We start from the raw sequence: 25467 nt of genomic DNA, 5'->3' as shown, positions 1-25467 counted from the left end.
CAGGACGAGGGAAGAGAAAGGGGTGTCTCAGGCGGCACGGCGGCGGCGCAGCTCGAACACGCCGGCCCAGTGGGGGTGGTCGTCGATCAGGCGGCGGGCGTGGAGGGCGGTGAAGTTGTTGTTCAGCCCGGCGACGCCGTACGGGAGTTGGCGGCGCAGGTCTTCGAAGAGGTCCTTCAAGCTGACCCGCGTGGCGCCGGCGGCCAGGCGGCGGGCGGCCATGCGTTCCAGAGCGCGGTAGACGTGCGGGTTGTGCGCGTCGAAGGCGTGGAACTGTTCGGTGATGGTGCGACCGCTCGCGCGGTTCGTCCCGAGGACGGCGGTGGGCATGGGGTTCTCCACAGGCTGGGGGCGCAGCAGGGTCAGGTGCGCAGGGCGGGATCGGTGCGCAGGCGGGTGAAGGCGCAGAACAGACCGAGGGTCTGCAGGGCGGCGCACGCGGTGATGACGTGGCCCAGCGCGTCGGGCGGGGTGAGGGCGGTGAGTACGCCGGCGACGGGGAAGGGCAGTAGGAGGATGAGGATGGTCGCCGACAGGGTGCTGCCGAACTTCTCCGGGGGGATCAGGCGGGAGCGCAGGGTGCGCAGGACGACCGTCATGCCGCCTTCGGCCGCCATGAGGACCGCGACCAGGGCCAGGTAGGACAGGTAGTCGGGGGCCTGGGCGGCGGCGAGACAGGCGAGCGAGGCGAGGGCGGCGCAGGCTGCGCCGACCGGCCACAGGCCCAGGCGGTCGATCGCGAACCGGCAGATGGTGACGGCCAAGAGGGTGGCCGCCGCGGCGGCGGACCAGACCAGACCGACGGCAGTGGTGGACTGCCCGAAGTGCTGGACGACGATCACCGGACCGGCCGCTTGGAGAAGGCCGGTGGCCAGGTTGGACAGGGTCAGCCCGGTCACCAGCCAGCCGAGCGCGGGAAGAGCGCGGATGGTGCGCCACCCGGTAAGGAGTCCGGCGCGGGACTGTCCCTTCGGCGCACGGGTCGGGGCGACGGGCGAGGGGGGTGTACGCAGGGCGAGCAGCGCGGCGAGAAGCGAGAGCACGGTGATCACCACGAGCATCGGCGGCGGCCCGGCGAGCAGGAGTACCCCGGCGAGCGCCGGGCCGGCCAGGGTCGCGGTCTGGTCGATGCCGAGCAGGACGGCCTGGACGCGGTGGGCCCGCCTTCCCGCCCGGCGGCCGGCGGCAGCGCCCGCCGTCTCGGCCGCGATGTAACTGAACTCGGTGAGCACGCCGGTGGTCGCCGCGAGCACCATCACGGTCGCGCTCGCCACGGTGCCGGACGGGTGGAGGTGGAGCAGGACCGCGCCGGTGGCGAGAGCCAGCGCGCGTCCCAGGGAGGCGAGGTGGAAGACGACGGCCGCCCCGCGCCGGTCGACGATCGATCCGGCCCACCCGAACGCCGCCAGTCGCGGGATCCACTCCAGGGCGAACGCGGCGCCCGTCAGCGCGGCGGAGCGCGTGGTGGCCAGGACCAGCAGCGGGATGCCGTAGGTGGACATCGCGAACGCGAGAGCGTCCGCCGTGCGCGGCAGGTAGATGCTGCGCATCAGCCCGGCGGTGTGGCGTGCATGCCGGGGCATGACAGCAGCGCTCACGCGACCGGCTCGGGCTCGGACACCCGGGTGACCTGCGGGTTGCCGGCCAGCCACTGGATCAGGAGAGCGCGGGGACGGGCAAGGTCCGCCTCGGCCTCGTCGCTGGGCAGCCGCGCGGCGGACGGCCGCGGGAGACCGTCGGCGCGCTCGGCCGCGAGCGAGGGCGCCAGGAGGTCGAGGACGTGGCGGATGCGACTGCTGAACTCGCAGACCGGTGCCGGGAAGGCGTGGCGTCGAGCCCAGCGCGCAGCCGCGTCGTACAGGTCGGCCAACTCCGAACCCGACTCGGTGAGTTCCAGACCGGCGCCGGGGGCGACCCGGACGAGACCGTGGGCGCGGGCCGTCTCAGAAGCGCGGCGCAGCTGGTGCAAGGAGAGGTCGGGAAGGGTACCGGCCAGCCGCCGCGGCGGTATCGCCCCGTTGTCGTCGATCTCGGTGACCAAGCGGATCAAGGAACGCGAAGCCAGCAGCTCGACAGCGTTGCGTACTTCGGCAGGGGTGAAGAGGGTGGTCATCGGCGCGGACCTCCCTCCGGGACGGCCGCCTTCGGCCGGGCGGCCGTGGCATGGGAGAAGAGATCGCGGTTGTGCCACGCCGGAGAGGACTCACCCGTCCGGGTCTGCGGGAGCGCCGCGGGGGCCGGCCGGGACTGGCTGCTGACCCACGGCCTCGGCGCGGGCTTCGCCTGCGGGTGCCCCCAGACCGGGTGCTGGGCCGCCTGGCTGAGGGGCTGCCCGGCGGACCAAGCAGACAGGGCGCCGAGAACGGGGCCCAGGCCGTCGCCCGCCGCGGACAGCCGGTACGGCCGGCCGATGCCCTCGGTATCGACCAGGCCGTCGGCCACGAGCTGCCTCAGCGGCGGGTACACGTTGGTCCAGTCGCTGCTGGGCATCACGATCCGGGCCAGGGCCCGCCCGCTGACCTCGTTACGGGACTTCAGCACCCACAGGATGGCGGCGGCGTGCCGCCGGGTGAGCAGGGTGAGGCTGTCCTCGATCTGCTCGATCGCGGGCAGCGGGCGGTCCGCCTTCTCCAGATACTCCTCGGCCCAGGTGACGATCATCGGCAGGACCGGCAGCAGGGCCACGCCACGCTCGGTGTGGCCGTAGGTCACATGCCGTGCGGTGTGTTCGGTGCGCTCGACAAGACCGGCGTCGCACAGTGCCTTGAGCTTGGGGTGGAACTGGCCGTTCTGCAGCCAGGACACCTTGGCGGCCAGCTCGGTGTAACGCACGGGCGGGCCGGAGAGTGCCAGCAGGATCCGGACGTTCCAGCGCGGTGTGATCATGGCGAGGGCCTCAGTGACCCGGGCAATGTCGGCGTCGGTGTCAGGAGGCAGAGCGGTGATGGCCAAGGTAGGAACTCCTGGGTGAGTAAGGGAAATCGCCTGCGGGTCAGCGGCTGTGCGCCGTGCTCTGGGCCGGAAGAGGCGGAGCCGGAACGGGCGGCGAGGGAGTCGGCGGGGACGGCGCTGGGGCCGGGACGCGGGCCAGGCTCTGCAGAACGGCCAAGACCGACTTGGCCTGGACGTCGCGCACGACGACGGCTTCGGCGAGTCGGCGGGAGCCGTCGAGGAGGTGGGAGACCTCGTGCCGGCCGATCTGCCGCTCGGGGTGGATGAGCCGGGCGAGGTAGTCGCGGTGGAAGTCGATGCTGAGCTCGGCGTGGGCGAGGTCGTCGTACATGCCGAGCAGGGCGGAGAGCATGCCGGGCGGCTGGTCCTGGGCGTGGGCTTCGAGGTCGGCGAGCGGTGCGCCGTACAGGTCCTCGATCCGTCCGGCGATCTCGGTGGACGTGAGGTGGGGCAAGCGGGGCTTTCAGGGTCGGCGAGCCCGGGCCGCCCCGGCACGCTGGGGTGCCGGGGCGGCGGACGGGGGCAGGGTTGCGGTGGCCCTGAGCTGCGTCGTGCGGACGGGACGGGGCCGCTGGTCGGGCGGAGGCATGGTGCGCAGCAGTTCGCCGAGGGCGGCGCGGTAGGCGTCGCGGGCGTCGAGCGCCGCCTCCAGCCACTGCGCGTCGAAGCGGAGCTTGTCCGCCGACAGCTCGCTCATGTCGCGGTCCGGATCCATGTCCGCGTGCACGCGGTCGCGGACGCGGGCGACTTGCTCCTCGGTCAGAGCCAGGAAGGAGCGCAGTTCCAGGGCACGGGCGAGGGCGGGCGAGGTATCGGTGCCGACAGCCGCGTCGTACAGCTCGGGAATCGGGTTCCCGAAGACCTTCTGCAGGTCGCCGTCCATGGTGCTGGCCTTGACCCGGCTCAACGGACGGGTCTTCCCGACCGCCACGTCGACGCCGGCGCGGGTGTACCCGCGGGTCGGTGGGGAGCGCTGGTCTGCACCGCGGGCCCGGTTCGGGGGCGAAGGCGGGCGAGCCGTTCGGCGGCGAGGTCCTTCTTGCCCGGAGCGTCCGGGTCGAGGAGCCACCGCACGACCAGGGCCCGGCCGTCGCGTGCGGTGACGGCCGCGTTCACGCGGTGGGCGAGGCCCATCGTCGGGTCGTCGACCTCGCTCGGCTGGGTTTCCAGCGCGGCGAGGAGGTCGTCCTCCGCGCGGTCGAGCACGGACTGGGCCTGGACGAGAAGGCCGTGCCACTTGACGACGTCGGTGGCGTCAGGGTTCGCGGTCGGCGCGGCGGCGACCGCGGCCTTCAACTGGTCCATGTCCATGGCGAAGCGCGCTTCGATCCGTTCGGTGAGCACGCCCACGACATCCTCGGCGTCATCGGATATGCCGTCGGACAAAAGAGAAACTCCTGTTCTGGAAAGACCGGTGCCTGGGGGAATGTGAGGGGCGGCCGTACCCGGCGGCTCAGTCGCCTACGGGCGCCTGCTGAATGCCTGTCAGTCCAGGCACATGCGGGTGTCGCGGTAGACGTACGTGCCGGAGACCCAGCCCTTGACGCCGGTCGACTTGTCCGTGATGTAGAGCCAGTTGCCGCTCTTCTTGTGGACGGTGAACTTGTGGCTCTTGTAGAGCACTCCGACCGCGGTGGACTTCGTGGTGGCCTTGGACCGGATGGTCACGGCCGACGCGTGGACCTTGTACGGCAGCGGCGGGAGGTCCGGGCAGGGCGTAATGCTCGTGGCCGTCGGCGCGGCAGCGGTGGGGGCCGCACTCGCGGTCGTAGTGGACAGCATCGGCAGAGCGATTACTCCGAGCATCGCCGCGGATATGGCAATTCGGGTGGAGCGCATGCGGAAGAAACCTCCGTGAAGGCATAGGGATTGCGTGGAAGGGCGCCGCGGGAGTTGTCCCGGCGGCTGTATAAGAGTCCGGAGAATCGCCGGTTTGGCTAACCGGCGATCGTCGGCTATGTTTCGCCGCCCGCGTCGGCCTTGGCGCTCAGCGCGAGCGGCCGGGCGGGCGCGGAGCAGGGGCCTTCGGCACACCGGCCGGGCGGCTGGCTGCGGTTGCCGGGCGGACCGGCGGCAGAGGGCCGGCCTCTCCGGTAAGCCGGTCGTCGCACCACTGCAGGGCCTCGCCCACCGTGTCGAAGCCGCCCTCGCGCAGGGTGTGCGTCCACGCGTCGGTGTCGACCTCCTCGACCACGACGCGGAACGGGCTGGGGGCTCGCTCATCCAGGGCACGCAGTGCCACGACGGTGACCATGTCGTCCGGGTCGTCGCAGGTGTAGGAGTAGCCCATGGCGTAGTGGTCGCCGTCGCCCGCGAGGCGTCGCTCCAGCGCACGAGTCGCCTCGTCCGCCGGCGGTGGGCCCAGCTCGGCGTTGAGGCCGATGGCATCGTGCGGGCAGCCGCGGTGGATGAGCCAGGACTGCGCCATCGCGGGCAGCGGCAGCAGGGCCTGCTCGAAGTCGAACGTCTCCTTCTCCCGGTCCCGCTTCAGGTGAACGGCGACGTATTGCGGCATGCCTGGGTGCCCGTAGGTGGCGGTGCGGTCGAAGAGGACGTAGTAGCTGTTCGCGCCGTTGGGGGTGTGGTGTTCGGCGAGGGGGACGAGCATGTCCTCGCGGACGGCGACCTGGCGGTAGAAGTCGAGGTACATCTCCTCGTCGGCATCGAAGTCGTCCAATGCGAAGTCGACTTGGGGGATGGACTTCCGAGCCGGCGCCGGTTCGGTGGGAGACAACAAGGGCCTTTCGATGGAGTTCAGCACCGCTGCGCCGGGGTGGACGGCGACGTGCCGGGTAGAGCCGGGACCTTCGGCACCTGGGTCGTGGGCGTCCGTCGGGCGGCGAACAGCGCGGCGCGTCCGGCGTCGGTGAGTGAGACCGGTTGGCCGGCGTGCACGGGGTGGTCGGTATCCCGGACGACCAGGCCGGCGTCCTCCAGCCGCTGCAGCTTGGCGTGAGGGACGCGGGTGCCGGAGGCAGCGGTGACGGACATCCGGCCGGTCAGCAGGTGTTCGTAGAGCTTGGCGCCGCCGGCGATGGCGAGCAGCGCCGCCTGGTCGTCCGTCGAGAGTGGCTTCGCGTCGGGCGCCAAGGCCGCTGCGGCGGCCTCGATGGGCTCCAGGGCGGCGAGCACCTTCCGGGCAGCGGCGTCCCGCGCGTCGGTGGCCTCCTCCAGCTGGTCCACGGTGCGGTCGATGCGCGTGAACAGGGCGTCATCGACGTCGAACTCGCCGCTGGAAAGGCGGTTGAGGAGGCGCAGGTAGAAGGTGACGCCGGTCTGGGTCTTGGCCAGCTCGCGGTGTCGGTCGACCAGGTGGGCGTGTGGCTCGTCGAGGATGCCGCGGTCGCGGTAGGCCCACAGGGTGTCGATGTCGTGGCCGGTGACGGCTTCGATGCGGTGGTCGAGTGGGGAGACCGCACGCCGGGCTGGTGTCGGCGCGGGTTCAGGGGGCATGGGCGAGGCTCCGTGCGTTCAGCGGGTGTGATGGTGCGCGGGGTTGTGTGCGGGACGGGGCAGGCCCGGCAGTGCGGTGGGCGGCGGACCGGGCCGGGGCACGGGAGTGCGGGTGGTCAGCTGCGGGGAGCGGGCCGCGTGGGTGCGGGCGCTCAGCGGCCGGCGGGCCATCCCCAGGCGGCGGCCGACCTCGTCGTAGACGTCGTTGCCCGCACGCGGCCGGACCGCGACGACGTGGATCTCCTTCGGGTGCGCGGACTCCGCGGGCGCCGGGCGGACGCCGTAGACGACGCGCCAGTCCTTGCGCGAGTCCACGAACAGCTTTCGATAACCCTCCAGGTCACCGTCGAGGCGTAGCCCGAAGCGCTGAGCGTTCACGACTTCCTGCAGGTAGGCGAGGGTGAGGTCGCGGATATCGCTGGGGGCCTGGAGGAGATCGGTCAGCGCGCGGGGGTCGAAGCTCAAGCCGAAGGCGGGCTGTCCCTGTCCCGCGGTCATGACGTCGGCTCGTCCGGCTCGGCGGGCCCGGCGTCTTCCGCCCGGTCCGCCGCCGTCTCCATACGAACGGACGGCGGCGGACCGGGCAGAAGACGGTGCGCGGGCCGATCGGGAGAGGTCATGCAGGCCGACAGCGGCCCGCCCGGTGCGCGGATCGCCGCAACGGCGTGGGTGAGGAAGTCCCGGTGCCACACGAACAGGCCGGAGAGTCCGGCTTCGGGGTCCTTGTGCTGCTGGTAGGCGAGCCACAGGGCGTGGAGCCAGGCCACGACATCGTCGTGCTCCTGCCACTGCAGACACCAGGGCGCCGCGGTGGTGACCTCCGACCCGTAGACCGGGAGGAAGAAGTCGTCGACCCAGTCCGACAAGGCGTCGAGTTCGTCTTCCCTTTCCTCCCCGTCGAGTTCCAGGATCGGGCGGGGCTCCGGCGGAGCGGCGGCAGGCCCGCCGAGCCCCGGCATGCCGAACGCGGCGAACGGCGATCCGTTCGGCTCCGGGGCGGACGCGAGGTGGTCGAGTTGCTGCGCCTGTTGCGCCGACTGCTCCATGAGCCGTCGGACGCTCGCCTCGATTCCCTCCAGCTGCGGATCGGGAATACGTACCGGCTCCAACTCCCCATCGTCAGATGGCTTTGTGGATTCGGGCATCAAAAGGTTGGCCTCCTACGAGACGCGGAATGAGAGAAGGGTGAAAGCGGCGACACGCGGAGCGGCCAGCGAGTTACAAGTCCGCTTCGCCGATTGCCGACTTGGGCGCCGGTCGCCTTGACGGGAAGCGCGCTCGCGGCTCAGACGGTGAGAATCACGTCGTCTTGCGTGAGGGTCTCGCGGATCGTTTCGGTGAGCCGGTCGGCCGCGATCGACGCGTAGTGCTCGGTCTTCTCAACGCCGATGAAGTCCCTGCCTTCCAGCAAGGCGGCGACGCCCGTGGAGCCGGAGCCGGCACAGAAGTCGAGCACCGTGCCGCCCTCGGGGCTGATCTTGACCAGCTCGCGCATCACCTCGACGGGCTTCTGCGTGATGTGCTGGCGCTTCGCCCCAGAGGGCTGCGACGCGGAGTACATGCCCGGTAGATAGACCGGGTTCCGGGAGCCGTCGATCGGCCCCTTGCTGGCCCAGACGATGAACTCGCAGTTTTGCGTGAACCTCCCGCGCTGGGGCCTGGCCTGCGGCTTGTGCCAGGCCAGCACCCCACGCCACAGCCACCCGGCCGCCTGGATCGCATCCGTCGTGACGGGAAGCTGACGCCAGTCGGTGAACAGCAGCGCGGTGCCGCCGCTGCGGGTGAGGCGGTGGGCTTCGGTCATGATCTGCGTCAGCCAGAACCCGTAGCTGCGCTGGTCCATGTTCTCGCCGGTGAAGTCCGGCAGGGTGTGCTGGGCGTCGGCGGAGGTGTACTTCTGCTTCGCGGAGCGGGTGGTGCGCTCCTTCGCGGTCCTACCGCCCGAGTTGTACGGCGGATCGGTAATGACGGAGTCGACGCAGTCGTCCGGAAGGCCGGCGAGAACACTGAGGGCGTCGCCCTGGTGCAGGGAAAAAGGCAAAGAGGAACCCCTATTCGGGTGCGGAATCGCGGAGGGAACTAACCGCCTCGCGCAGGAGTCCTCGCGGGCCGGAAGTGGGCATGCAGAAGCCCAGGGCCGCAGACCGAGGAGGGCGAGGGGGAGTCCAAAAACTGTAGAGGCGAATCCGCCGACGACCAAGAAGTGAGTTGCTGAGGTGCCGGATTCCGGCACCTCACGCCAACTTTTTGGTCAACCGCCGATCCGCGCCTACTGTTTTTGAACCGCCCGGCGCACACCGCCGCTGGCTACTCCCCTGCCACGCCTCACGGAGGTACCCCCTTGCCCCGGCAGACCTAGCTCACGGCCCGGCCACGCGGAGCGAGCGGCAACTCGCCCGCACCGGCCCGTCCCGATCGCCCACCCCGGCCGCCGCGCCCTTCCACCACGCCTCGCGCACGCGGCACGCCGGACACCGCACCCCGAAGGACACGTTCATGACGCCTCGCTACCCATCCATGGCCGAACCCGCTGACCGGCGAGCGGTCCGCTCGGATTGAAGGGGCTCGCCGCCGGCATCGGCGTCGTCTTCCTCTCCCCGATCCTGATCGCCGGCACCGGCATGATGCTGGCCTCCTCCGCCGACGCCGTGCAGAGCAGCGGCTCCTTCAGCAGCTGCCTGAGCGACATCGACAGCGACAAGGTCGCCGAGCAGGTCACCAAGATCCTCGACGGCGCGTCGGGTAAGGACGTGCACGTCGAAGGCCTGGACCTGCCCGCCGAGCAGGTCCCCAACGCGGCGACGATCGTGGCCGCCGGCCTCTCGCTCGATGTCCCCAAGAAGGGACAGATCGTCGCGCTCGCCACGGCGATGCAGGAGAGCCGGCTGCGCAACCTCAACTACGGCGACCGCGACTCCCTCGGCCTGTTCCAGCAGCGTCCCTCCCAGGGCTGGGGCAGCGCCCAGCAGATCCGCGACCCGGTCTACGCAAGCGAGCAGTTCTACAAGCACTTGCTCAAGGTGAGCGGCTGGCAGCAGATGACCGTCACCCAGGCCGCCCAAGCCGTGCAGAAGTCCGGCCTCCCGGACGCGTACGCGCAGTGGGAGAACCTGGCCACCGCGCTGCAGGACGCCATCGCCAAGACCTTCCCCGGCGGCGGCAACGACGCGGACGGCAAGGATCCGGACCAGGGCAAGAAGCCGTCGACCGGCACGACCGGATGCGCGCCGGGCCAGGACGGTTCCAGCTTCGGCCGCATCCCCGAGGGAAGCGTCCCCAAGGGCTACGCGATCCCCAAGGACGCCGATCCGAAGGCGCGCAAGGCCATCGAGTGGGCGATGCACCAGCTCGGCACGCTCTACCAGTGGGGCGGCTCCTGCACGAACTCGCATGGTCCTGACCCCATGGGCCGCTGCGACTGCTCCAGCCTGATGCAGCAGGCGTACGCGCATGCCGGCGTCACACTCACCCGCACCACGTACACACAGGTCAACGAGGGCAAGGCGGTCTCGCCCGCCCAACTTAAGCCCGGTGACCTGATCTTCAGTCGGGGCACCGCCGCCCGGCCTGAGCACGTCGGCATGTACATGGGCGAGGGCCTCGTGATCGAGGCGCCGCGCACCACCAAGCCGGTCCGGATCACCCCGATCAAGGACTGGACGATTCTCGCCGCCCGCCGCGTCCTCTGACGCCGCCCCCGCCCGGCACCGCTCCGGGCGGGCCGCCGCGGCCACTTCCGCGCCCCGAGCGCGCCTCCCCCCTCCGCTTTCCCCTTCCCGCCGGCCCTCGCCTGGCCCGCGTACGCAAGGAGCCCCGCCACACCTATGTCCGTCCCTCTCGCAGACCGCGTCATCCAGCTCGCCTACGACCCAGGAATCTCGCCCAAGGGCGGTGGCCTGCCCGGCCTGAGCGTGTTGAAGAACGTCGTCAACAGCATCAATATGTTCGGGATCATCGCCGTCGTCGGCGCCCTCGCCGTCTCGCTCGGCGTATGGGCCTGGGGGCACCACACCGGTGGCCACCAGGCCGAGGCCAACGGAAAGAAGGGCGCGGTCGTAGCCGCCGGCGCCGCCCTCGGTCTGGGTGCCGCGAACGGCATCGTGGCCTTCTTTTCCGGCCTGGGGTCGCAGGTCCACTGATGCGGAACCGATTCCCTTCCTTTTCGCTGTCCTCGTACGGAACGGGCTGGTCGGCCAACCGGCGCATCGCGATCGTCGCCTCCGCCGTCGCCGTCCTGCTCGCCATCGCCGGGATCGTCGCCCTGCTGACCGGCGGCGGCAACGGCCACCAGGCCCCGGACAGCGCCGCGCCCGCCCCGACTGGCAGCCCGTCCTCCTCCGAGGCCGCCCCCAAACCTTCCTCCGGATCCGGTTCGGTGCCTAAGCCCCCGCAGATCGCCGAACCGGTCGCCTACGCCAAGGCGGCGGCCCAGATGTTGTGGTCCTACGACACCCGCGACACCAACCGCGACCAGCAACTGGCCGGCATGCGCGCCTGGATGACCACCGAGACCAAGTACGCCGACTGGGCCTCGGTCTCCGGCCAGGTCCCCGATCCGTTGCTGTGGTCACGGATGGCCGACCAGGACCAGCACGCCACCGCCAGCGTCACCGAGGGCCACTACCCCTCCGCATTCAAGGCCGCCCTGGCCGACGACCCGTCCGCGATCACCGAGGCGTACATCTACGTCGTCACCGTCAACGGCAAGCAGACGCTCAGCTGGAAGAAGGGCGGCGGCGGAGCCGAGGAGAGGGCAGTGACCCTCGCTGTGCAGTGCCGCCCGAACCACGACTGCACTCTGGCCGCGATCGCACCGAGCGTCACACAGTGACCCGCGCCTGAGACAAGAAAGGAGGAGTAACTCCTCGTGGGTTTCTGTGATTTTCCCTTGGCGGACAAGCTGTGCGCCGTCGGTGACGCGGTGGATTTCGCCTCGGACCCCGGCAAGGCCATCGGTGACTGGATGGCGAAGTCCGCCGGTGAACTGGCAGCCGCCGCAGCCGATTTGGCCGCCGAGGCCGTCAACACCACCACGAAGGTGGACCTGAACGCCGGATGGTTCGTCGACAACTACGAGATGTTGCTGCCACTGGGCCTGGTCCTGCTGGTCGCGACGTTCTGCGCGCAGTTGGTCCGGGCAGCCATCCGGCGCGACGGACAAGCGCTGGCACAGGCGTTCACCGGCACCATGAGCGGCGTCCTGTTCGCCTTCTGTGCCATCGCCTTCACCACAGTCGCCGTCGAAGTGGTCGACGCCGTCAGCGACGGCCTGTTCAAGACCGCGCACCTGAACATCGAGTCGGCCGTGCGCCGCATCGTGAAGGTCAACCAGATCGGCGGCCTGTCCGGCCTGGGCTGGCTCGTGCCAGTCGTCGCCGGTCTCGGCGCAGCCATCGGCGCCTTCCTCTACTGGTGCGTGATGATGGTCCGCAAGGTCGGCATCCTCGTCATGGTCACGCTGGCCGTCTTCGCGTCCGCCGGCGGCGGCTGGGAGGTCGCCCGGCGCTGGCGCAAGGGCTGGATCGAAGCCACCGCCACCCTCGTGGTCTCCAAGCTGCTGATGACCGTGATCTTCGTGCTCGGTATCGCCGCCATGGGCAAAACCGAGGCCAAGGACGGCATCGCCGCTCTGGCCGACGTCATGTCCGGCATCGTGATCATGGTCTTGGTGTTGCTCTGCCCGTACGCCGTCTTCAAGTTCGTCCACTGGGCAGCCGACGGCACCGACGGCGAGTCCATCCACCGCGCCGGCGGCGCGGGAGCGCAGATCGCCAAGGCGCATGCTGAGAAGGCCGCCCGCAAGGCCGCCGCAGCTGCAGCTACCGCCGGAACCGGTGGCGCTGCTGCCGGAGCAGGCGCCGCGCCGCAAGGCCCCGACGCCAGCGGGGGCGGCTTCCCCGGCGACGTCGCCGCCAACCCGACCGGCGGAGGCAGAGAGGGCAACGAAGGTTCACAAAGCGGCGGAACGGGCGTCTCGCCCGGTGCCGATGCCGTCAAGTCCGGTCTGGAGAAGGCCGTCCAGCCCGCGCCGACGAGCGTGTCCGACGACACCAGCAGCCAGGTGGGCGGCAGCCCGGGGCCGGGCGGATCTGGCGCGAATGCCGCGTCCGGCCAGGGCGGCGGATGGCAGTCCGCTCCGCCGACCACGACTCCGCCGCCACAGGGCGCACCCCCGTCCTCCGGCTCGCAGAACGCCACGTCGAGCGGGTCGGCCTCACCGCCGCCGCCTCCGACCGGCCTCTGATCCCCTGCCCGCCTACCGGGGGCGGGACGTGCACTGCACCTCCCGCCCCCGGGTTCCACCCGCGCCTCCAGGACCCGCCCCTTGACTGATCTCTCCGTCGCCCCGGTCACGGTGAAGTTCCCGCACCGGCCCCGCCGCGGCATCCTCCTCGGCCTCTCCCTGCCCCAACTCATGCTCGTTTCCTGCATGTTGGCGGTGCTGCTGATGACGGTGGTCTCCACCGGACTGCTCGGCGCCGTCGCCCTGACCCCGCTGTGGGCCGCTTCCGGTGCCCTCGTCGCGATCCGCCGGCACGGCCGCTCCCTCATCGACTGGGCACCGATCGTCACCCGCTACGCACACCGCCGCCGGACCGGCCAGACCCTCTGGCTCGCCCGGCCCGTCACCCGCCCCCGGCAGGACGGCGTCCTCCACCTGCCCGGCACCACCGCCTCCCTCAAGGTGGTCACCCCCGGCGACTCCGCCAACGGCGCCGCGGCCGTCCACGACCCGCACCAGCAGACCCTGACCGCCATCGCCCGCGTCAGCAGCCGCGCCTTCGCCCTCCTCGACCCCGCCGCCCAGAACCACAACGTGAGCAGCTGGGGACGCGCGCTCGCAGGCATCGCCCGCACCGGTCATATCGCCACCGTGCAGGTGCTGGAGCGCACCGTCCCCGACAGCGGCGACGCCCTCACCCGCCACTGGACCCAGAACGGGCAGCCCCAGACCCCCGTCGCCGGACAGATCTACTCCGAACTGGTCTCCTCGGCCGGCCCCGCCGCAGCCCCGCACGAGACCTACCTCGCCATCTCCCTCGACCTCAAAGCCGCCCGGCGCCTGATCAGCCAGGCCGGCGGAGGCTTGCCCGGGGCGTTCACCGTCATGGAGCAGACCACCGCCTCCATCGCCCAGGCCGCCCGCAACGCCGGACTCCAGGTCACCGGGTGGCTGACCTCGCGGGAGATCGCCGCCGTCATCCGCACCGCCTACGATCCGGGGGCCCTCGCGGCCCTCCAGCAGTGGTCCGAGACCGGCCGCGCCGAGGCCGACCCCGCAGCCGCCGGGCCCGTCGTCCAGTTCGAGGAGTACGACCGCCTCGCCACCGACAGCGCACGGCACGCGACGTACTGGGTGGAGAACTGGCCGCGCACAGAAATGGGAGCCGGGTTCCTGCACGGGATCATGTTCACGGCCGGAGTGCGGCGCAGCCTCTCCCTTATATACGTGCCGCAGGGGCTCGAGTCCGCACTGCGGGACGTCCAGAGGAAGAAGGCGGCGATCATCGCCGACGCCAACGAACGGGCCCGCCGGGGGCAGGTCGACAGCGAGGAAGACTCCGTCGAGTACGCCGACGTCAAGCAGCGTGAGCGCCAGCTCATCGCCGGGCACGCGGACGTGGCCCTGACCGGCCTGGTCACCGTCACCGCCGAGACCGACGCCCTCCTGGACGCCGCCTGCGCGCAGATCGAGACCCACGCCGTCACCTCGGGCGTCGACCTGCGCAGGCTCAACTACCAGCAGCCGGACGCCTTCACCCTCACCGCGCTCCCGCTCGCCCGGACCGCCCCGTGAGCCAGCCCCGCCGGCCAGCACCCCGGCCCACTGCTCTTCGCTCACCCGCGGCGGACCACCCGTCGCCGTCCCTGCCTCCCGGCAGGAAGGACCACCACCTTTGACCTCTCGCACACCTCCGGACGACGCGCACCCCTACCTCCGCGCCGCGAGCGCCGGAGTCCGCCACCACACCCGGGCCCTTGCCTCGTCGGACGCGACCCCGCCCCGGCCGGCGGACCGCCTGCACCTTGACGTGCTCCACGCCCACCTCACCGCCCTGCACCAACTCCTGGACCGCCTCGCCGAAACCACCCGTCCGCCACACCCCGCCGCCGGCCGCCACCTCGCCACCGCGCACACCCGCCTCTGGCAGGCCACCAGCGAGGTCCACTCCGCCTTCCACCTGCTGCCCAACAACACAGCAGCAGAAGCCGAGTCGAGCGCATGCCATCCAGAGCGGCTGCCCGAGGGACCGCCCGTGCTCACGATCTGCCAGCGCCACCTCGCCGCCGGACACATCATCCGCCGCAAGACCACCCCCACCGACCTCCGCCCGCACACCACGGCCTGCGTGCGATGAGCACCACCCGCAGAAACGAGGGCCACCGATGAGCCACCGGCCCGCCCGTCGCGCACGTCGCGCGTCCGCCAGCCCGCTCTTCACCCCCCACGGCACCGACCGCGCCAGCCGCAAGGCCGCCCGTCGCCAGCTCGCCGAGGCCACCGCCAAGGCCCGCGCGGAAGCCAGCGCCCACCAGACCGAGAGCACATCCGCCGAGCACGAGATGCCCGCCGCGCTCTACCCACCGAGCGGACGTCCCGGACCCGCCTCCGCGCGTAATAACCGGCTGAAGCTGCCCGCCCACCGCATGACGACGGCCGTGGCCGCCGGCGCATACCCCTTCCTGGCCGAAGGCGGCCTCGGCGCCGAGGGCATCTACATCGGGCGCGACGTCCACGCGGAAGCGTCCTTTGTCTTCGATCCGTTCGCGCTGTACGGCAAGGTCGAGGGATTCACCAACCCGAACCTCTTGCTCGCCGGGGTGATCGGCCAGGGCAAGAGCGCGCTCGCCAAGAGCTTCGCGCTGCGTTCGGTGGCCTTCGGATACCGCGTCTACGTCCCGTGTGACCCGAAGGGCGAGTGGACGCCGGTGGCGGAGGCCCTCGGCGGCCGGTCCGTCGCTCTCGGCCCCGGACTGCCCGGACGGCTGAACCCTCTGGACGCGGCCCCGCGCCCGGAGAGCGTCTCCGAGGCCGACTGGGTCGGCGAGATCCGCAAACGACGCCTGCTCCTGCTCGGTTCCCTGGCCCGGACCGTCCTGGGCCGGGACCTGATGCCCATGGAGCACACCGCCCTGGACGTCGCCCTGGACGCCGTCGTCACCCGCGCCGTCGACACCGGCCGCACCCCGCTCCTCGGTGACGTCGCCGCCACCCTCAACAATCCGAGTGCGCTCAACGAGGCCGCCGGGATGATGTCGGGCCAGCTCGGCGACGCCGCCCGCGACCTGGCCCACGCGATGCGCCGCCTCGTCCACGGTGACTTGGCCGGCATGTTCGACGCCCCCTCCACCGTCGCCTTCGACCCGAACGCGCCGATGCTCACCATCGACTTGTCCCGGCTGGGCGGCTCCGGCGACGACACCGCTCTCGTTCTGGCGATGACCTGCGCGAGTGCCTGGATGGAGTCCGCCCTCTCCGATCCGTCCGGCGGCCGGCGCTGGATCGTGTACGACGAGGCGTGGCGATTGATGAGGCACGTCGGTCTGCTGCAGCGCATGCAGGCCCAGTGGAAGCTGAGCCGCGGCCTCGGCATCGCGAACCTCATGGTGATCCACCGGCTCAGCGACTTGCTCACCGCCGGCGACGCCGGATCGCAGGGCCGGGCTCTGGCCGAAGGACTCCTCGCGGACTGCTCCACCCGCATCATTTACCGCCAGGAGACCGACCAACTTCATGCCGCAGCCTCGCTGCTCGGCCTGACGTCCGTCGAAATGGACGCCATCGCCCACCTCAACCGAGGGCGTGGCCTGTGGAAAGTCGCCGGACGATCTTTCATCGTGCAGCACCTTCTGCACGCGCACGAGCTGGCGCTCTTCGACACCGACGCCCGCATGCACTGAAAAGCAAGAGGCTCATGAATTCCGATGCCCAGCGCGAACTGATACCTCGCGACGCCACCCTCCGCCTTATCGGCGCGCTCGACGGCATGAAGGCCAAACTCCTCGACGCCGCCGAGCAGTGGCAGCTGCTGGACGAGACCGGTCATGTGCCGGCCACGCCGTCCTACGCCGATCTGCTTCAGCATGCCGCCGACGCGCAGGTCCTCTCCCGCGACGTCGTCCGCATGACTGCCGAATTCGCCCGGACCGCCCACAGCACGAACCGCGCCGGCAGCGCCGTACTCGCCCACCTCGCGGCGGCGGCCACCATGTCGAGCCACGCAGCCCCGTACTTCGCCGAGACAGCGGAGAGGGCCCTTTCCCTGCCCCGGTCCTCCAGCCCGACCGACCGGCACCACCGGGATAACCGCATGGTCATCGACCACGCCACGGCGCGCGCCTATCTGCGGCGCACGTCGGAATCGCTCCGCGACGCGGTCAAGGAACTCGACGCCCACCTCGACTTCCACCGCTTCTTCCCCGCGCCTTCCCGGCGGGAGAGCCCGGCGCCCCCGCCGCCCCGGCCGAGCGCACGCCACCGGTAGCCCGCACCGAAGCATCCACGCCGGCATCACCCTCTCAAGGAGTCCCCTGAACCGCCCCGCCCACTTCAGCGACGCCGACTGGGCCGAGTACCAGCAGTGCCAGGCAGAGCACGACGACCTCATGGCGCAGGTCGCCGAGCGCGAAGCCCAGTTGGAGCACGGCTTGATCAACGCCTACGACGAGTACGAATTCGACTTCACCCCTCTTCCGGAGCCAAAGCCCGGTCCCACGCGCCGGACCCCGCCGCTGCGCCACGCACCCTCGCGCGGGAGAAGCCGTGGTCGCTGAGGACAAGAACACCCCGCCCGCCTCCCACGCCGACGCCCGCCGCACGTCCGTCGACGCGTCTGCGTTTGCGCCGCTCCCCGACCACCGCAACGTGGACACCGCCTGGTGGCAGGAGCTGTGGCGCCGCCACGCGCACATCACCACGCCGCTGCGGCAGCGCGGGCTGGAGTGCGACATCGAGTTCGGCCTCAGCGCGTACATCGTGCGCGTATCACTCCCCGACGACAGTTACCTGATCATCGGCCCGCCGCAGGAGCCCCCCTGCGACCGTCCGCCAGGTGACCCGCAGGGGTGGACCGTGACCCGCCAGCATCCCGACGACCAGGCCCTGTTCGAAGTGATCTACGACTCGGCCCCCTCCACCGACCCCGGTGCCCCTGAGCGGCCCGAAGCCCGCCACGGCGCCAACGCCACGCACCTGATCGAGGCGATCGACCAGCGGCTCATCCAACTCGGGCTGCTGCCCGCTGTCTCCTCGTCCACCGCAAGCGCGCTGATGTCCGCAGCCACGCCGACGCCCCGCGCCCCCAAGACCCCGGACGTCTCCGACAACGCGGACCGCACCTCCGCCTACGGCGATGCGCTCCTCGCTCTCACCGACCGGCTCAACGCAACCGAGTCGCATGCGGACGCCGCCGCCCTGCTGCACCAGATCCTGGACCCCACCAGCGGCCTGCTGGAGCGGCTCGGCGAGTTCTTCGAAGCAGCCGGGGAGAAAGCCAAGGAAGCCGAGCAGGACGACGGATTCGACCTCCACTACGACCTTGAGGACGCCGCGGCCACCGTGCGCAGTCTCGGTGAGGACCTGCACACCGCTGTCGACCGCATGCGTGCCCTGGCCCCCGCGCGCCAGACCCCCAGCGCTGCCCTCCCTTCGGGCCCAAGCCCGGGGCTGCCGACGGCGAAGATCCCCATGCCGGGTCGCACCCGGTGACCCAGGCCCGCCCGACGCTCACTGCGCAGTCGTCTGCCTCGAAGACCTGGAACGTGTCGCCTTCCCGGATTGTGAGGTCCACGAGCCGCGGGCCCGACGTCGTGGCCTCCCGCCTGGCCGGGGGCCCGGATGACGGTCCGCGTCGCCGCCGGGGAGGTGCACGCTGCGCTACCTCGGCACTCCCTCGGGGCCTGAGATACGGGCCGCGATGAGTGCCGGACGCATCGGCTGCATGACCACCCCCGCGCAAGGCAGCCGGATCCCCGAGGGCGCGCTGTATGCCTGTGACAACTCCAAGTTCGGCAGCGACGGCAAGGGCCGCTACTGGCCCGGCGCCGAAGCGTGGTTCGCCTGGCTGTACCGGACCGTTGAACGGTACGGGCCGGACCGCTGCCTGTGGGCGCTCGCCCCGGACCAGCCGTTCGACGCCGCCGGCACCCTCACCGAGTCCCTGCCGTGGCTGGCCCGCATCCGCGAACTGGGCATCCCCGCGGCCTACGCGGCCCAGGACGGCTGCGATGCACCCGGGCTGCTGCCGTGGGACAGCTTCGACGTCCTGTTCCTGGCCGGATCGACCGAGTGGAAACTCGGCCCCGTCGCCGAACGGCTGGCCCGCGAGGCGAAGGCCCGCGGCAAGGGCGTGCACATGGGACGCGTCAACTCCCGGACACGTCTGGGGATAGCCGAGTGGTTCCGCTGCGACAGCGCCGACGGCACCTACCTCGCGTACGGGCCCGACAAGAACCTGCCCAAGCTCCTCAACTGGCTCGCCGAACTCGACGGCCGCCCCTCCCTCATCGGCGGCACACAGCCCTTCGCCGTCCCCGACGCACCGTCGACGGCTCCGCCTCCGCGGGCAGACCTCCGACGACGCGTACTGCCAGGTCACGAGGCTGCCATGAGATCGAAGAAGCACCCGCCCACGGCGGCAAGCGATGCAGCTCCCGCATTCCCGACATCACGGGGTCCACGTGCCAGAACCCGCTGAACAGCCGAAGGCCGCACCGGGTTGCAGCAGCTGTCCTCGAACCTCGCGGCGCCCTCCGAGCCCCTCGGACTGCTCGACAACACCGGCCACGTTCCCGCCGCCGGCCCCGGGAACCGGCACCGCGCCCATGCCCCGCTCGCACTGAACCCTCGTCACTCGTCCGCCCAGACGGCACAGTTGCTGCGCTCTTGGCGGGCGAGACATGAGGCCAACGGCGACCCCATCACGAGAGGAAGCCGGGCTGAACCCCGATTTCGAGCTGTACGACAACGTCGGCCGCACCGCTGAACAGATCCGCGCCTACCACACCCGATCCGCCACGTCGGATGACCTGCACCGCTGGGCCAAGCGCGACGCCGAAGGCTTCCGCACCCAACACCCCTTGCCCACACAGCCGTTGCCCGTGCCGGATCTGGCCCCCTACCTGACCGCACTGGCCGCTGCCGAGACGCCCGCCGAATTCAGCACGGTCACCAACGCGCTGCTGGAGGCCGCCGAGCCTCTCCTCCACACCGTCGTCGACTACCTGGCCGCCGCCGCGCAATGGCGGCGCCAGAACCGCGGAGCCGCCCAGGGCTCTCCGCCCGTGCTGCTGAGGGACGCCGCCAGCCGGATCCTGACCGCCCTGGCCATGGCCGCCGACGCCGACCTGCAGATGCTCCGCGCCCACTACGACCCGTCCCCGGACATCGACACGCTCCTGAAGCAAGCCCAGGGATCCCGCGGCACGCCTCCTGCCCCGCCCCCCACTGGGCAGCATCCCGGTTCCGGCGGACCACGACGCTGACCGCCCGCAGCGCCGTCCCCGGCAATGCCTCACCCGTTCCTGCTTCGTCCCGACTCCGTCTCCGAGGAGGCACCCACCTGCCGCCCCAGTCCGACACCCCGACAGACCCGTACGCCGCCCACGCCGTGCGCGATCTCACCGACCGGCTCAACGCGGCCCGCTCGTACGACGAAGCCGCCCAACTCCTCGACCAGGTCCTGGAGCCGACGGAGGGACTCCTCGCATCGATCGAAGGACTCTTCGAAGCGGCAGCTATGACGGCCAAGGCATCCGAACGTCACGACGGCTTCGACCTCTACCACCGCTTCCAGCGGGCCGCCGGCACGATGCGCGCTCTCGGTGAAGACCTGCACGTCGCCGCCGACCACATGCGGGCCCTGGCGACCCCGCCGCGCCGGAGCTGGCAGGAGGCCGTGGCCATCTACTACGGCACGGCCCGCACCCCGCCCAGCCGCCCGGCACCTACGCCCCCGTCATCCGCACCGCCCTCTGGCCGTACCCGCTGACAACACCTCAGGAGCCCATGCCTCAGCCCCGCACCGACCTGTCCGCCTTCGCCACCGCCCTCGCCGAGCGCCTGCCTGACACATGGACCAGCGAGTATCACCGCCACGCCGCCTACGAGGACCAGTTCCCCACCATCGAACGGCTCTGGGACACCGGCCACGTCGACTACATCGTCAGCCAGTACGTCCTCGGCCACGACGCCGTCCTCCACGGCCCCGGCAACGAGCAGCTATACGTCACCGACCGGCCCCTGTACCCGCACCAGTTCCTGGTGGCCCCGCTGGAGCCCAAGGGCTTCAAGCCACACCACTTCCGCTACGTGGACGAGCCGAACGGCATCGCCGTCCCCCACGATCCGGTTCGCGCCGCCGCCGCAGTCACGCGCCGTTTGCTGCCCCGCTTCCACGAGGCCCTGGACGCGGTCCACCACAACGCCCGCCTCCAGCCCGAGCCGCCGCACCGTCCTGCCGCACCGGAGGTCGCCCAGAGCCTCACACTGATCTGGTACCCCGACGGCGTGGTGGGAGCGCCGTACGCGAGCGTGCCCGCCGAAGCGCGCACCGTGCTGTACGGCTGCTACTTCCAGTACAGCCCGCACGAGTCGGCGTTCGTGCTGCCCGCCTCCTACAGCACCACCGACCGCGCCCTGCTCATCCAGACCGCCGTTCGGCATCTCACCGCCCAGGGCATCGGCGTCGACTTCCGCCACGCCGCCCCGACCGCCGCCCCCGCCCGGCCGGGCCGCCCGCTCACGGCATCGCTCGGCGCACAGCCGCCACCCACGAACTCACCAGCAGCCGCGCGACGGTAGAGCCCCGCCCCCGCATCCTGGAGCTGCTTCTGTCCGATCTTGACCAGCGGATGCTGCTGCACGACGTAGCCGACCGGCTCAACACCGTGGCCGACCACCTCCCGCTCACCGACCAGATCCGCCCGGACCCGGGGTTGAGCGAGATCCTGGACGATGAAGTCCGCCATCTGGCCCGCCTGCTGGGCTACCTGGTCGGAGAGAGCGCCTTCCGCCACCGGGCCACCATCCGCTACCCCCACCAGCCCACGGCCACCGACCGCCGCACCACCCTCGCGCTGGCCAGCGCCGCCCAGCCAGTCGGTGCCGCGCTCGCCGTCCTCGGCGCCGCCGTCCACCACCTCGGCCTCCTGACCCACCTCACCCACCAGCCGACCAGCCCCGCCGGCGACCGGTCGATCGCCACCGCACACCAGGGGCTAGTGGACCGCATCGGTGACGCCCGTACACACCTCGCCCGCGCCGCGAAGCAACTGCGCGCTGCCGCCGACACCCAGGTGACGCCCGCCGTGACCGCGCCGCGCCCGCCCGCCGCTTCCTCTGCCGCATCCCGTAACCGCTGACCCGCCCCCTTCCCCGGAGCATCCTCATTCCCTTGCACACCTCCGCCCGCCACACCGCCCTGCTGCTCTCCGCCGCCGTGTCCGTCACACTGACCGCGACCGCCTGCGCTTCTTCCGGCAGCGCCGACGCCCCCGCCACCGCCCGGGCCACGCACACCGCCTCCCCCACGCCGACCGCCCAGCCGGCCCTGACGAAGAAGGCGGCACTCGCCCAGATCACCCACTACTCCAAGATCAACAATCAGGCCAACGCCGACCGGAACCGCGCCCTGCTCGACACGGTCGAGGACGGCCCGCTGTACGCGATGTCCGTCTCGGACTACACCGAGACCGAAGGGCTCCCCGCGGCAGACCGCAAGCCGTACAAGCCGTGGTCCTACGACTCCGCGGACGCCAAGCTGTACATCCCGCGCCTGGGAGCCGGACAGGACCGCTGGTTCGCTGCCGCGCTCTCGGACCAGAAGGGCAAGGCCCCCTCGCGGTTGGCCGTGTTCGCGGAACGCCCCCAGCACAAGCGCTGGGAGATGGTCTCCGTCGTCGACCTCGACAGCCCGGACCTGCCGGACATCGCCCTCGACCACGACGGATACGCAACGGCCGTCACCGCCGACGGCAACAAGCACCTCGCTGCCGACGCCAAGCTGCTGCGCACCGCGATCCTCGACAACTTCGCCACCGGAGGCGCGAACACCGGGACGAAGGTCTTCGCCCCGACCAAGGCGAGCAAGCGGCAGATCGAGGTCCACGACAAGACCGGCAGCCGCTTCGGGAAGCAGGGCACCACCGTCTTCGCCGGTGCCGCCAACCGCTACAAGGACGCCTACGCGCTCAAGACCACCGACGGCGGCGCGTTGATCCTCTTCTCTCACACGCACACCCAGACCGACGCCGTCGCGCACTCCGGCCTGCAGATCAACCCCGGCAAGGAGGACCGGGCGTGGCTCCACGACGTGCCGCGCAGCTCCATCCAGTACACGTTCGTGTGCAACGACGCCGCCACCGTCCCCGCGAAGGCCGAACCGTCCCGACTGATCGGCTACACCTGCGCCCGCACCGACGCCTCCGGTCCCCCGGTCGCCTCCTGGTCGGGCCGCGCGTAGACGCACCACCCTGACGCGCCGCGCGCCACCTTGACGGCCGCCCAACGTCCCCCGCTTCCTTGCTCGATCTGGAGATCCCCCCTGTCCACACGTTCCTTCATCGCCCGCCCCACCACCGGCACGGGGTACAGCGGCATCCACGTCCAGCTCGACGGCATACCCAGCCACCGCCTCCCGCTGCTCCTGGCCGCCTACCAGTACAAGTTCGGTCGCGACGTGGAGGCCATGTCCCGTCACCTCATCGACGACGTCGCCGTCGGCTGGGAGGAGCTGGGCACCGATCTCCTCGATGACGCCCCGCCCGCGCTCGTGGCCGCGCTGACCGGCGGCGAGCAGTGGCCCAGCCGTACCCTCGACCACCTGATCGCCCCGGACGGCTCCCCGCCGGTGCGCATGTCGGTCACCGACGAGACCGCGGGCGAGCAGGACATGCAGTGGGGCTACGTCCTGCACCAGGAGGGCATCGAGGTGATCAGCCTCCTCTATGAGGACATCGGCCCCGTCGTGGACTGGGCCATCGACCCGCGCACCGCCTTCAACGACCACCCGGCGGCCTGGTCCTCCCTCGACCCCGCACCGGCTATCCGGGCATCGCGCAGCACGCCGCCCCCGAGCGCACCCGCCGCAGCCCCGGCGAAGGCCGGCACCCCGCGCCCCGCCACGCGCCGCTAGTCCCCCTCTCGTCTCCCCCGGAGCCTTCCCTGCCCCCGCACACCACACCCCTGATCACCGTCGTCATCGCCAGCCGCCTGCGTGAAGACCGGCTCGGCTACCTGACCGCCATGCACGCCAGCCTCACCCGGCAGTCCGTGCCGTGGGAGGCCGTGATCGCGCTCGACGGGGCCTCACCTGATCGCCTGCCGGCCTCGCTCGCGCAGGATTCCCGCGTCCGCACGCTGGTGCTGCCCCGTCCGGTCGGCGCCGCCTGCGCCCGAAATCTGTCCCTCGCCCACGTCCGCACCCGGTACACCAACTGGGCTGATGACGATGACGAGTTCACCGACGACGCCATGTCTGTGCGGCTGAACGCCCTGGAGTCCACCGGGGTCGGCTGGTGTGCGGGATGGAGCGAGGACCAGCACCCCGACGGCTCGACCACCCTGTGGCGATGTCCCACACCGCCCGGCCGCCACGAGGCCGGCGACGTGTGGACGTACTGGAAGTCGCCGGCGAACACCATCCCCATCGGGCCGACCACGATCCTCGCCCGCACCGACCTCGTGCGCGCCGCTCCGATGGGCGGCCTCGTCCAGGGCGAGGACTACTGCGCGGCCCTCGGCGTGACCGCTCTCGCGCCCGGAATCCTGCTGCCGGTCCCCGTGTACAGATATCGCAAATGGGACGGGCAGATGACGGCCCAGGTCGGATACGACCAGCTGGAGGCGGCGGCCCGGGAGCACGCTTGGGCCTACGGCCGCAGCCTGCGCTCCGTCGTGCGCCGCGGTGAGGACCTGGTCCATGGCTGAGGCGCTGATCATCCTGTCGCACAGCCGGGAGTCCGGGATTGTCGCCATCGCCTCGGGCGAGCAGTACCCGTGGGCGCACACCGCCCTCGCGGAGAGCGGATTCCGGCGGGACGACGAGGGCGTCTACCACCTGCCTGCGGACGGCACCGGTACCACCGTGGTCGACCTGGTCAGGTGCGCGAAGCGGCACGGCACCAGCGTGCATGCGAGCAGCCGGCGCTTCATCGGCGATGCCGCCCGCGACTTCGCGTGCCACCTGCCCGGCCAGTGGCATGCCTCGGTCGAGATCTACTCGCATCCCGCCTGGCAGGAAGACCTGGTGCCCTGGGTCTGGGACAGCGGCGGACTCGGCCGTGTCCTGCAGAGCGAGCGGATTCCCTACGCCGCCACGCTCACCGACATGGTGCAGGGCACCATGCTGTTGTTCGTCGAGCGCCCCGGCCGTCAACTCGACTATCTGGTCGGCGCCTTCGCTCCGGAAGGGCTCGAAGAGGGCTACGGCGATCCGCACGCTCCGCGCAGTGTCGTCGTGCCCTCGTTCGCCGGCCGGGCGGCCCAGGCCGTCGCCGACCGGTACCTGCCCTCCTACGAGCAGGCCGTCCACGCCCGCCGACCGCAGCCATCGCCGCCGTACTCAGCGGCATCCGCTCCGAGCAGAACACCTGGCAGACCATGGTCGCTTCCGGCCGCTACAGCGACGCCACCCCGCTGAGCGCCGCCGCCCTCGGCTCCGCGACCGAGGAGTTCCTCGACCACGCCTGGCGCCGTTTCCTCACCGTCGTCGACCACGCCCCGACACTGATCGACCGGTGCCGTCCCGCCAGCAGCCCGTGGCCCGACGACGCCGCGACGCTGTCCCGCCTGGCCGACGCCGTGATTGATGCCGAGACCCTGTTGGACGACGTCGTCCAGGGCAGCCTCCTCGCCCCGCAGGAGCGCCGTGCCCGCGCGTGGCCAGCCATCGAGACCTGGCTCACCGACGGCGGGATCTTCTTGCGCCAGGCCCGCGTGAGCGCACCCCACCGCCGACCGGCCCTCCCCGTCGCCGCGCCGGTCCGCCCCCTCGCTGCGGCCCGCCCCGCGCACCGCAGCCACTGAGAGCTCCACCCCGACAACGTGAGGAGTACCCCGCC

33 protein-coding genes are annotated in these 25467 nt (G+C 71.3%); 20 read left to right on the top strand and 13 right to left on the bottom strand.

Annotation, left to right across the window (positions count from 1 at the left end; genetic code table 11):
* Positions 1–27: 27 nt before the first annotated feature.
* From H8R17_RS01820 to H8R17_RS01760, 13 genes are all read right to left on the bottom strand, one after another.
* Entirely contained in the window at positions 28–330 is a 303-nt protein-coding gene (locus H8R17_RS01820) for a hypothetical protein (RefSeq protein WP_187821309.1), read from the bottom strand.
* 32 nt (positions 331–362) lie between these two features.
* A complete protein-coding gene (locus tag H8R17_RS01815; RefSeq protein ID WP_223124526.1) occupies positions 363–1583 on the bottom strand; it encodes an MFS transporter in 1221 nt (406 codons plus the stop codon).
* An 11-nt stretch (positions 1584–1594) separates the two neighbouring features.
* Positions 1595–2113 (bottom strand): regulator, encoded by a 519-nt coding sequence (locus H8R17_RS01810; protein WP_187821307.1) that lies wholly within the window; start codon positions 2111–2113, stop codon positions 1595–1597.
* Positions 2110–2952, bottom strand: a complete 843-nt coding sequence (locus tag H8R17_RS01805) for a winged helix-turn-helix transcriptional regulator (protein WP_187821306.1) — start codon at positions 2950–2952, stop codon at positions 2110–2112. Before H8R17_RS01805 ends, H8R17_RS01810 begins: the two co-directional genes overlap by 4 nt.
* Before the next feature lie 40 nt (positions 2953–2992).
* A complete protein-coding gene (locus H8R17_RS01800; protein WP_187821305.1) occupies positions 2993–3406 on the bottom strand; it encodes a hypothetical protein in 414 nt (137 codons plus the stop codon).
* 9 nt (positions 3407–3415) lie between these two features.
* Positions 3416–3859: a hypothetical protein gene (locus H8R17_RS01795; RefSeq protein WP_187821304.1), complete on the bottom strand. Its 444-nt coding sequence runs from the start codon at positions 3857–3859 to the stop codon at positions 3416–3418.
* Positions 3856–4338: a hypothetical protein gene (locus H8R17_RS01790; protein WP_187821303.1), complete on the bottom strand. Its 483-nt coding sequence runs from the start codon at positions 4336–4338 to the stop codon at positions 3856–3858. Before H8R17_RS01790 ends, H8R17_RS01795 begins: the two co-directional genes overlap by 4 nt.
* A 99-nt stretch (positions 4339–4437) precedes the next feature.
* Complete coding sequence (locus H8R17_RS01785; protein WP_187821302.1) at positions 4438–4758, bottom strand: SH3 domain-containing protein; 321 nt, start codon at positions 4756–4758, stop codon at positions 4438–4440.
* Positions 4759–4939: 181 nt separating this feature from the next.
* Positions 4940–5689, bottom strand: coding sequence for a hypothetical protein (locus tag H8R17_RS01780; RefSeq protein WP_187821301.1), 750 nt, complete (start codon positions 5687–5689; stop codon positions 4940–4942).
* A 17-nt stretch (positions 5690–5706) separates the two neighbouring features.
* Positions 5707–6405: a hypothetical protein gene (locus H8R17_RS01775; RefSeq protein WP_187821300.1), complete on the bottom strand. Its 699-nt coding sequence runs from the start codon at positions 6403–6405 to the stop codon at positions 5707–5709.
* Between the two features lie 18 nt (positions 6406–6423).
* The gene (locus H8R17_RS01770) at positions 6424–6903 is read right to left on the bottom strand and encodes a hypothetical protein (protein WP_187821299.1); all 480 of its coding nucleotides are present in this window, start codon (positions 6901–6903) and stop codon (positions 6424–6426) included.
* Complete coding sequence (locus tag H8R17_RS01765; protein WP_187821480.1) at positions 6900–7451, bottom strand: DUF4913 domain-containing protein; 552 nt, start codon at positions 7449–7451, stop codon at positions 6900–6902. The genes H8R17_RS01770 and H8R17_RS01765 overlap by 4 nt, the downstream gene beginning before the upstream one ends.
* A 239-nt stretch (positions 7452–7690) precedes the next feature.
* Positions 7691–8446 carry a site-specific DNA-methyltransferase gene (locus H8R17_RS01760; RefSeq protein WP_187821298.1) on the bottom strand — a complete coding sequence of 252 codons (756 nt, stop codon included), beginning with the start codon at positions 8444–8446 and terminating at the stop codon, positions 7691–7693.
* Between the two features lie 514 nt (positions 8447–8960).
* On the opposite strand from H8R17_RS01760, the gene H8R17_RS01755 reads away from it, so the two are divergent.
* The 20 genes from H8R17_RS01755 (at position 8961) to H8R17_RS46180 (ending at position 25432) form a co-directional block, all read left to right on the top strand.
* Positions 8961–10094: a C40 family peptidase gene (locus tag H8R17_RS01755; protein ID WP_187821297.1), complete on the top strand. Its 1134-nt coding sequence runs from the start codon at positions 8961–8963 to the stop codon at positions 10092–10094.
* Between the two features lie 135 nt (positions 10095–10229).
* The gene (locus H8R17_RS01750) at positions 10230–10544 is read left to right on the top strand and encodes a DUF6112 family protein (protein WP_011031268.1); all 315 of its coding nucleotides are present in this window, start codon (positions 10230–10232) and stop codon (positions 10542–10544) included.
* The gene (locus tag H8R17_RS01745; protein ID WP_187821296.1) at positions 10544–11236 is read left to right on the top strand and encodes a hypothetical protein; all 693 of its coding nucleotides are present in this window, start codon (positions 10544–10546) and stop codon (positions 11234–11236) included. The genes H8R17_RS01750 and H8R17_RS01745 overlap by 1 nt, the downstream gene beginning before the upstream one ends.
* Positions 11237–11272: 36 nt before the next feature.
* On the top strand, positions 11273–12649 hold the full coding sequence (locus tag H8R17_RS01740) for an ATP-binding protein (protein ID WP_187821295.1): 1377 nt from the start codon (positions 11273–11275) through the stop codon (positions 12647–12649).
* A gap of 81 nt (positions 12650–12730) precedes the next feature.
* The gene (locus H8R17_RS01735; protein WP_187821294.1) at positions 12731–14203 is read left to right on the top strand and encodes an SCO6880 family protein; all 1473 of its coding nucleotides are present in this window, start codon (positions 12731–12733) and stop codon (positions 14201–14203) included.
* A 100-nt stretch (positions 14204–14303) separates the two neighbouring features.
* Positions 14304–14765, top strand: coding sequence for a DUF6238 family protein (locus tag H8R17_RS01730; protein WP_187821293.1), 462 nt, complete (start codon positions 14304–14306; stop codon positions 14763–14765).
* Positions 14766–14793: 28 nt separating this feature from the next.
* Complete coding sequence (locus H8R17_RS01725) at positions 14794–16308, top strand: VirB4 family type IV secretion system protein (RefSeq protein ID WP_187821292.1); 1515 nt, start codon at positions 14794–14796, stop codon at positions 16306–16308.
* A gap of 14 nt (positions 16309–16322) precedes the next feature.
* Positions 16323–16892, top strand: a complete 570-nt coding sequence (locus H8R17_RS01720) for a hypothetical protein (protein ID WP_187821291.1) — start codon at positions 16323–16325, stop codon at positions 16890–16892.
* A 121-nt stretch (positions 16893–17013) separates the two neighbouring features.
* The gene (locus tag H8R17_RS01715) at positions 17014–17181 is read left to right on the top strand and encodes a hypothetical protein (RefSeq protein WP_187821290.1); all 168 of its coding nucleotides are present in this window, start codon (positions 17014–17016) and stop codon (positions 17179–17181) included.
* A complete protein-coding gene (locus H8R17_RS01710) occupies positions 17171–18115 on the top strand; it encodes a hypothetical protein (RefSeq protein ID WP_187821289.1) in 945 nt (314 codons plus the stop codon). Before H8R17_RS01715 ends, H8R17_RS01710 begins: the two co-directional genes overlap by 11 nt.
* A 208-nt stretch (positions 18116–18323) precedes the next feature.
* Complete coding sequence (locus tag H8R17_RS01705) at positions 18324–19103, top strand: hypothetical protein (protein WP_187821288.1); 780 nt, start codon at positions 18324–18326, stop codon at positions 19101–19103.
* Positions 19104–19305: 202 nt separating this feature from the next.
* Entirely contained in the window at positions 19306–19890 is a 585-nt protein-coding gene (locus H8R17_RS01700) for a hypothetical protein (protein ID WP_187821287.1), read from the top strand.
* A gap of 125 nt (positions 19891–20015) precedes the next feature.
* Positions 20016–20396 (top strand): hypothetical protein, encoded by a 381-nt coding sequence (locus H8R17_RS01695; RefSeq protein WP_187821286.1) that lies wholly within the window; start codon positions 20016–20018, stop codon positions 20394–20396.
* Between the two features lie 17 nt (positions 20397–20413).
* The gene (locus H8R17_RS01690; RefSeq protein WP_187821285.1) at positions 20414–21208 is read left to right on the top strand and encodes a hypothetical protein; all 795 of its coding nucleotides are present in this window, start codon (positions 20414–20416) and stop codon (positions 21206–21208) included.
* 50 nt (positions 21209–21258) lie between these two features.
* On the top strand, positions 21259–21768 hold the full coding sequence (locus H8R17_RS01685) for a hypothetical protein (protein WP_187821284.1): 510 nt from the start codon (positions 21259–21261) through the stop codon (positions 21766–21768).
* 32 nt (positions 21769–21800) lie between these two features.
* Positions 21801–22868 (top strand): hypothetical protein, encoded by a 1068-nt coding sequence (locus H8R17_RS01680; RefSeq protein WP_262504922.1) that lies wholly within the window; start codon positions 21801–21803, stop codon positions 22866–22868.
* Positions 22869–23024: 156 nt separating this feature from the next.
* Positions 23025–23540 (top strand): hypothetical protein, encoded by a 516-nt coding sequence (locus tag H8R17_RS01675; RefSeq protein WP_187821478.1) that lies wholly within the window; start codon positions 23025–23027, stop codon positions 23538–23540.
* A gap of 50 nt (positions 23541–23590) precedes the next feature.
* Positions 23591–24334 (top strand): glycosyltransferase, encoded by a 744-nt coding sequence (locus tag H8R17_RS01670; RefSeq protein WP_187821477.1) that lies wholly within the window; start codon positions 23591–23593, stop codon positions 24332–24334.
* Positions 24327–25046 carry a hypothetical protein gene (locus tag H8R17_RS01665; RefSeq protein ID WP_262504920.1) on the top strand — a complete coding sequence of 240 codons (720 nt, stop codon included), beginning with the start codon at positions 24327–24329 and terminating at the stop codon, positions 25044–25046. Before H8R17_RS01670 ends, H8R17_RS01665 begins: the two co-directional genes overlap by 8 nt.
* Positions 25007–25432 carry a hypothetical protein gene (locus tag H8R17_RS46180; protein WP_262504919.1) on the top strand — a complete coding sequence of 142 codons (426 nt, stop codon included), beginning with the start codon at positions 25007–25009 and terminating at the stop codon, positions 25430–25432. Before H8R17_RS01665 ends, H8R17_RS46180 begins: the two co-directional genes overlap by 40 nt.
* Positions 25433–25467: the final 35 nt, after the last annotated feature.

The sequence above is a fragment of the Streptomyces sp. TRM68367 genome, from assembly GCF_014495685.1.
In the GTDB taxonomy this organism is placed as follows: Bacteria; Actinomycetota; Actinomycetes; order Streptomycetales; family Streptomycetaceae; genus Streptomyces.
Note: the sequence above shows the minus strand (reverse complement) of the source record. Positions and strands in the feature narration are given on the sequence as shown.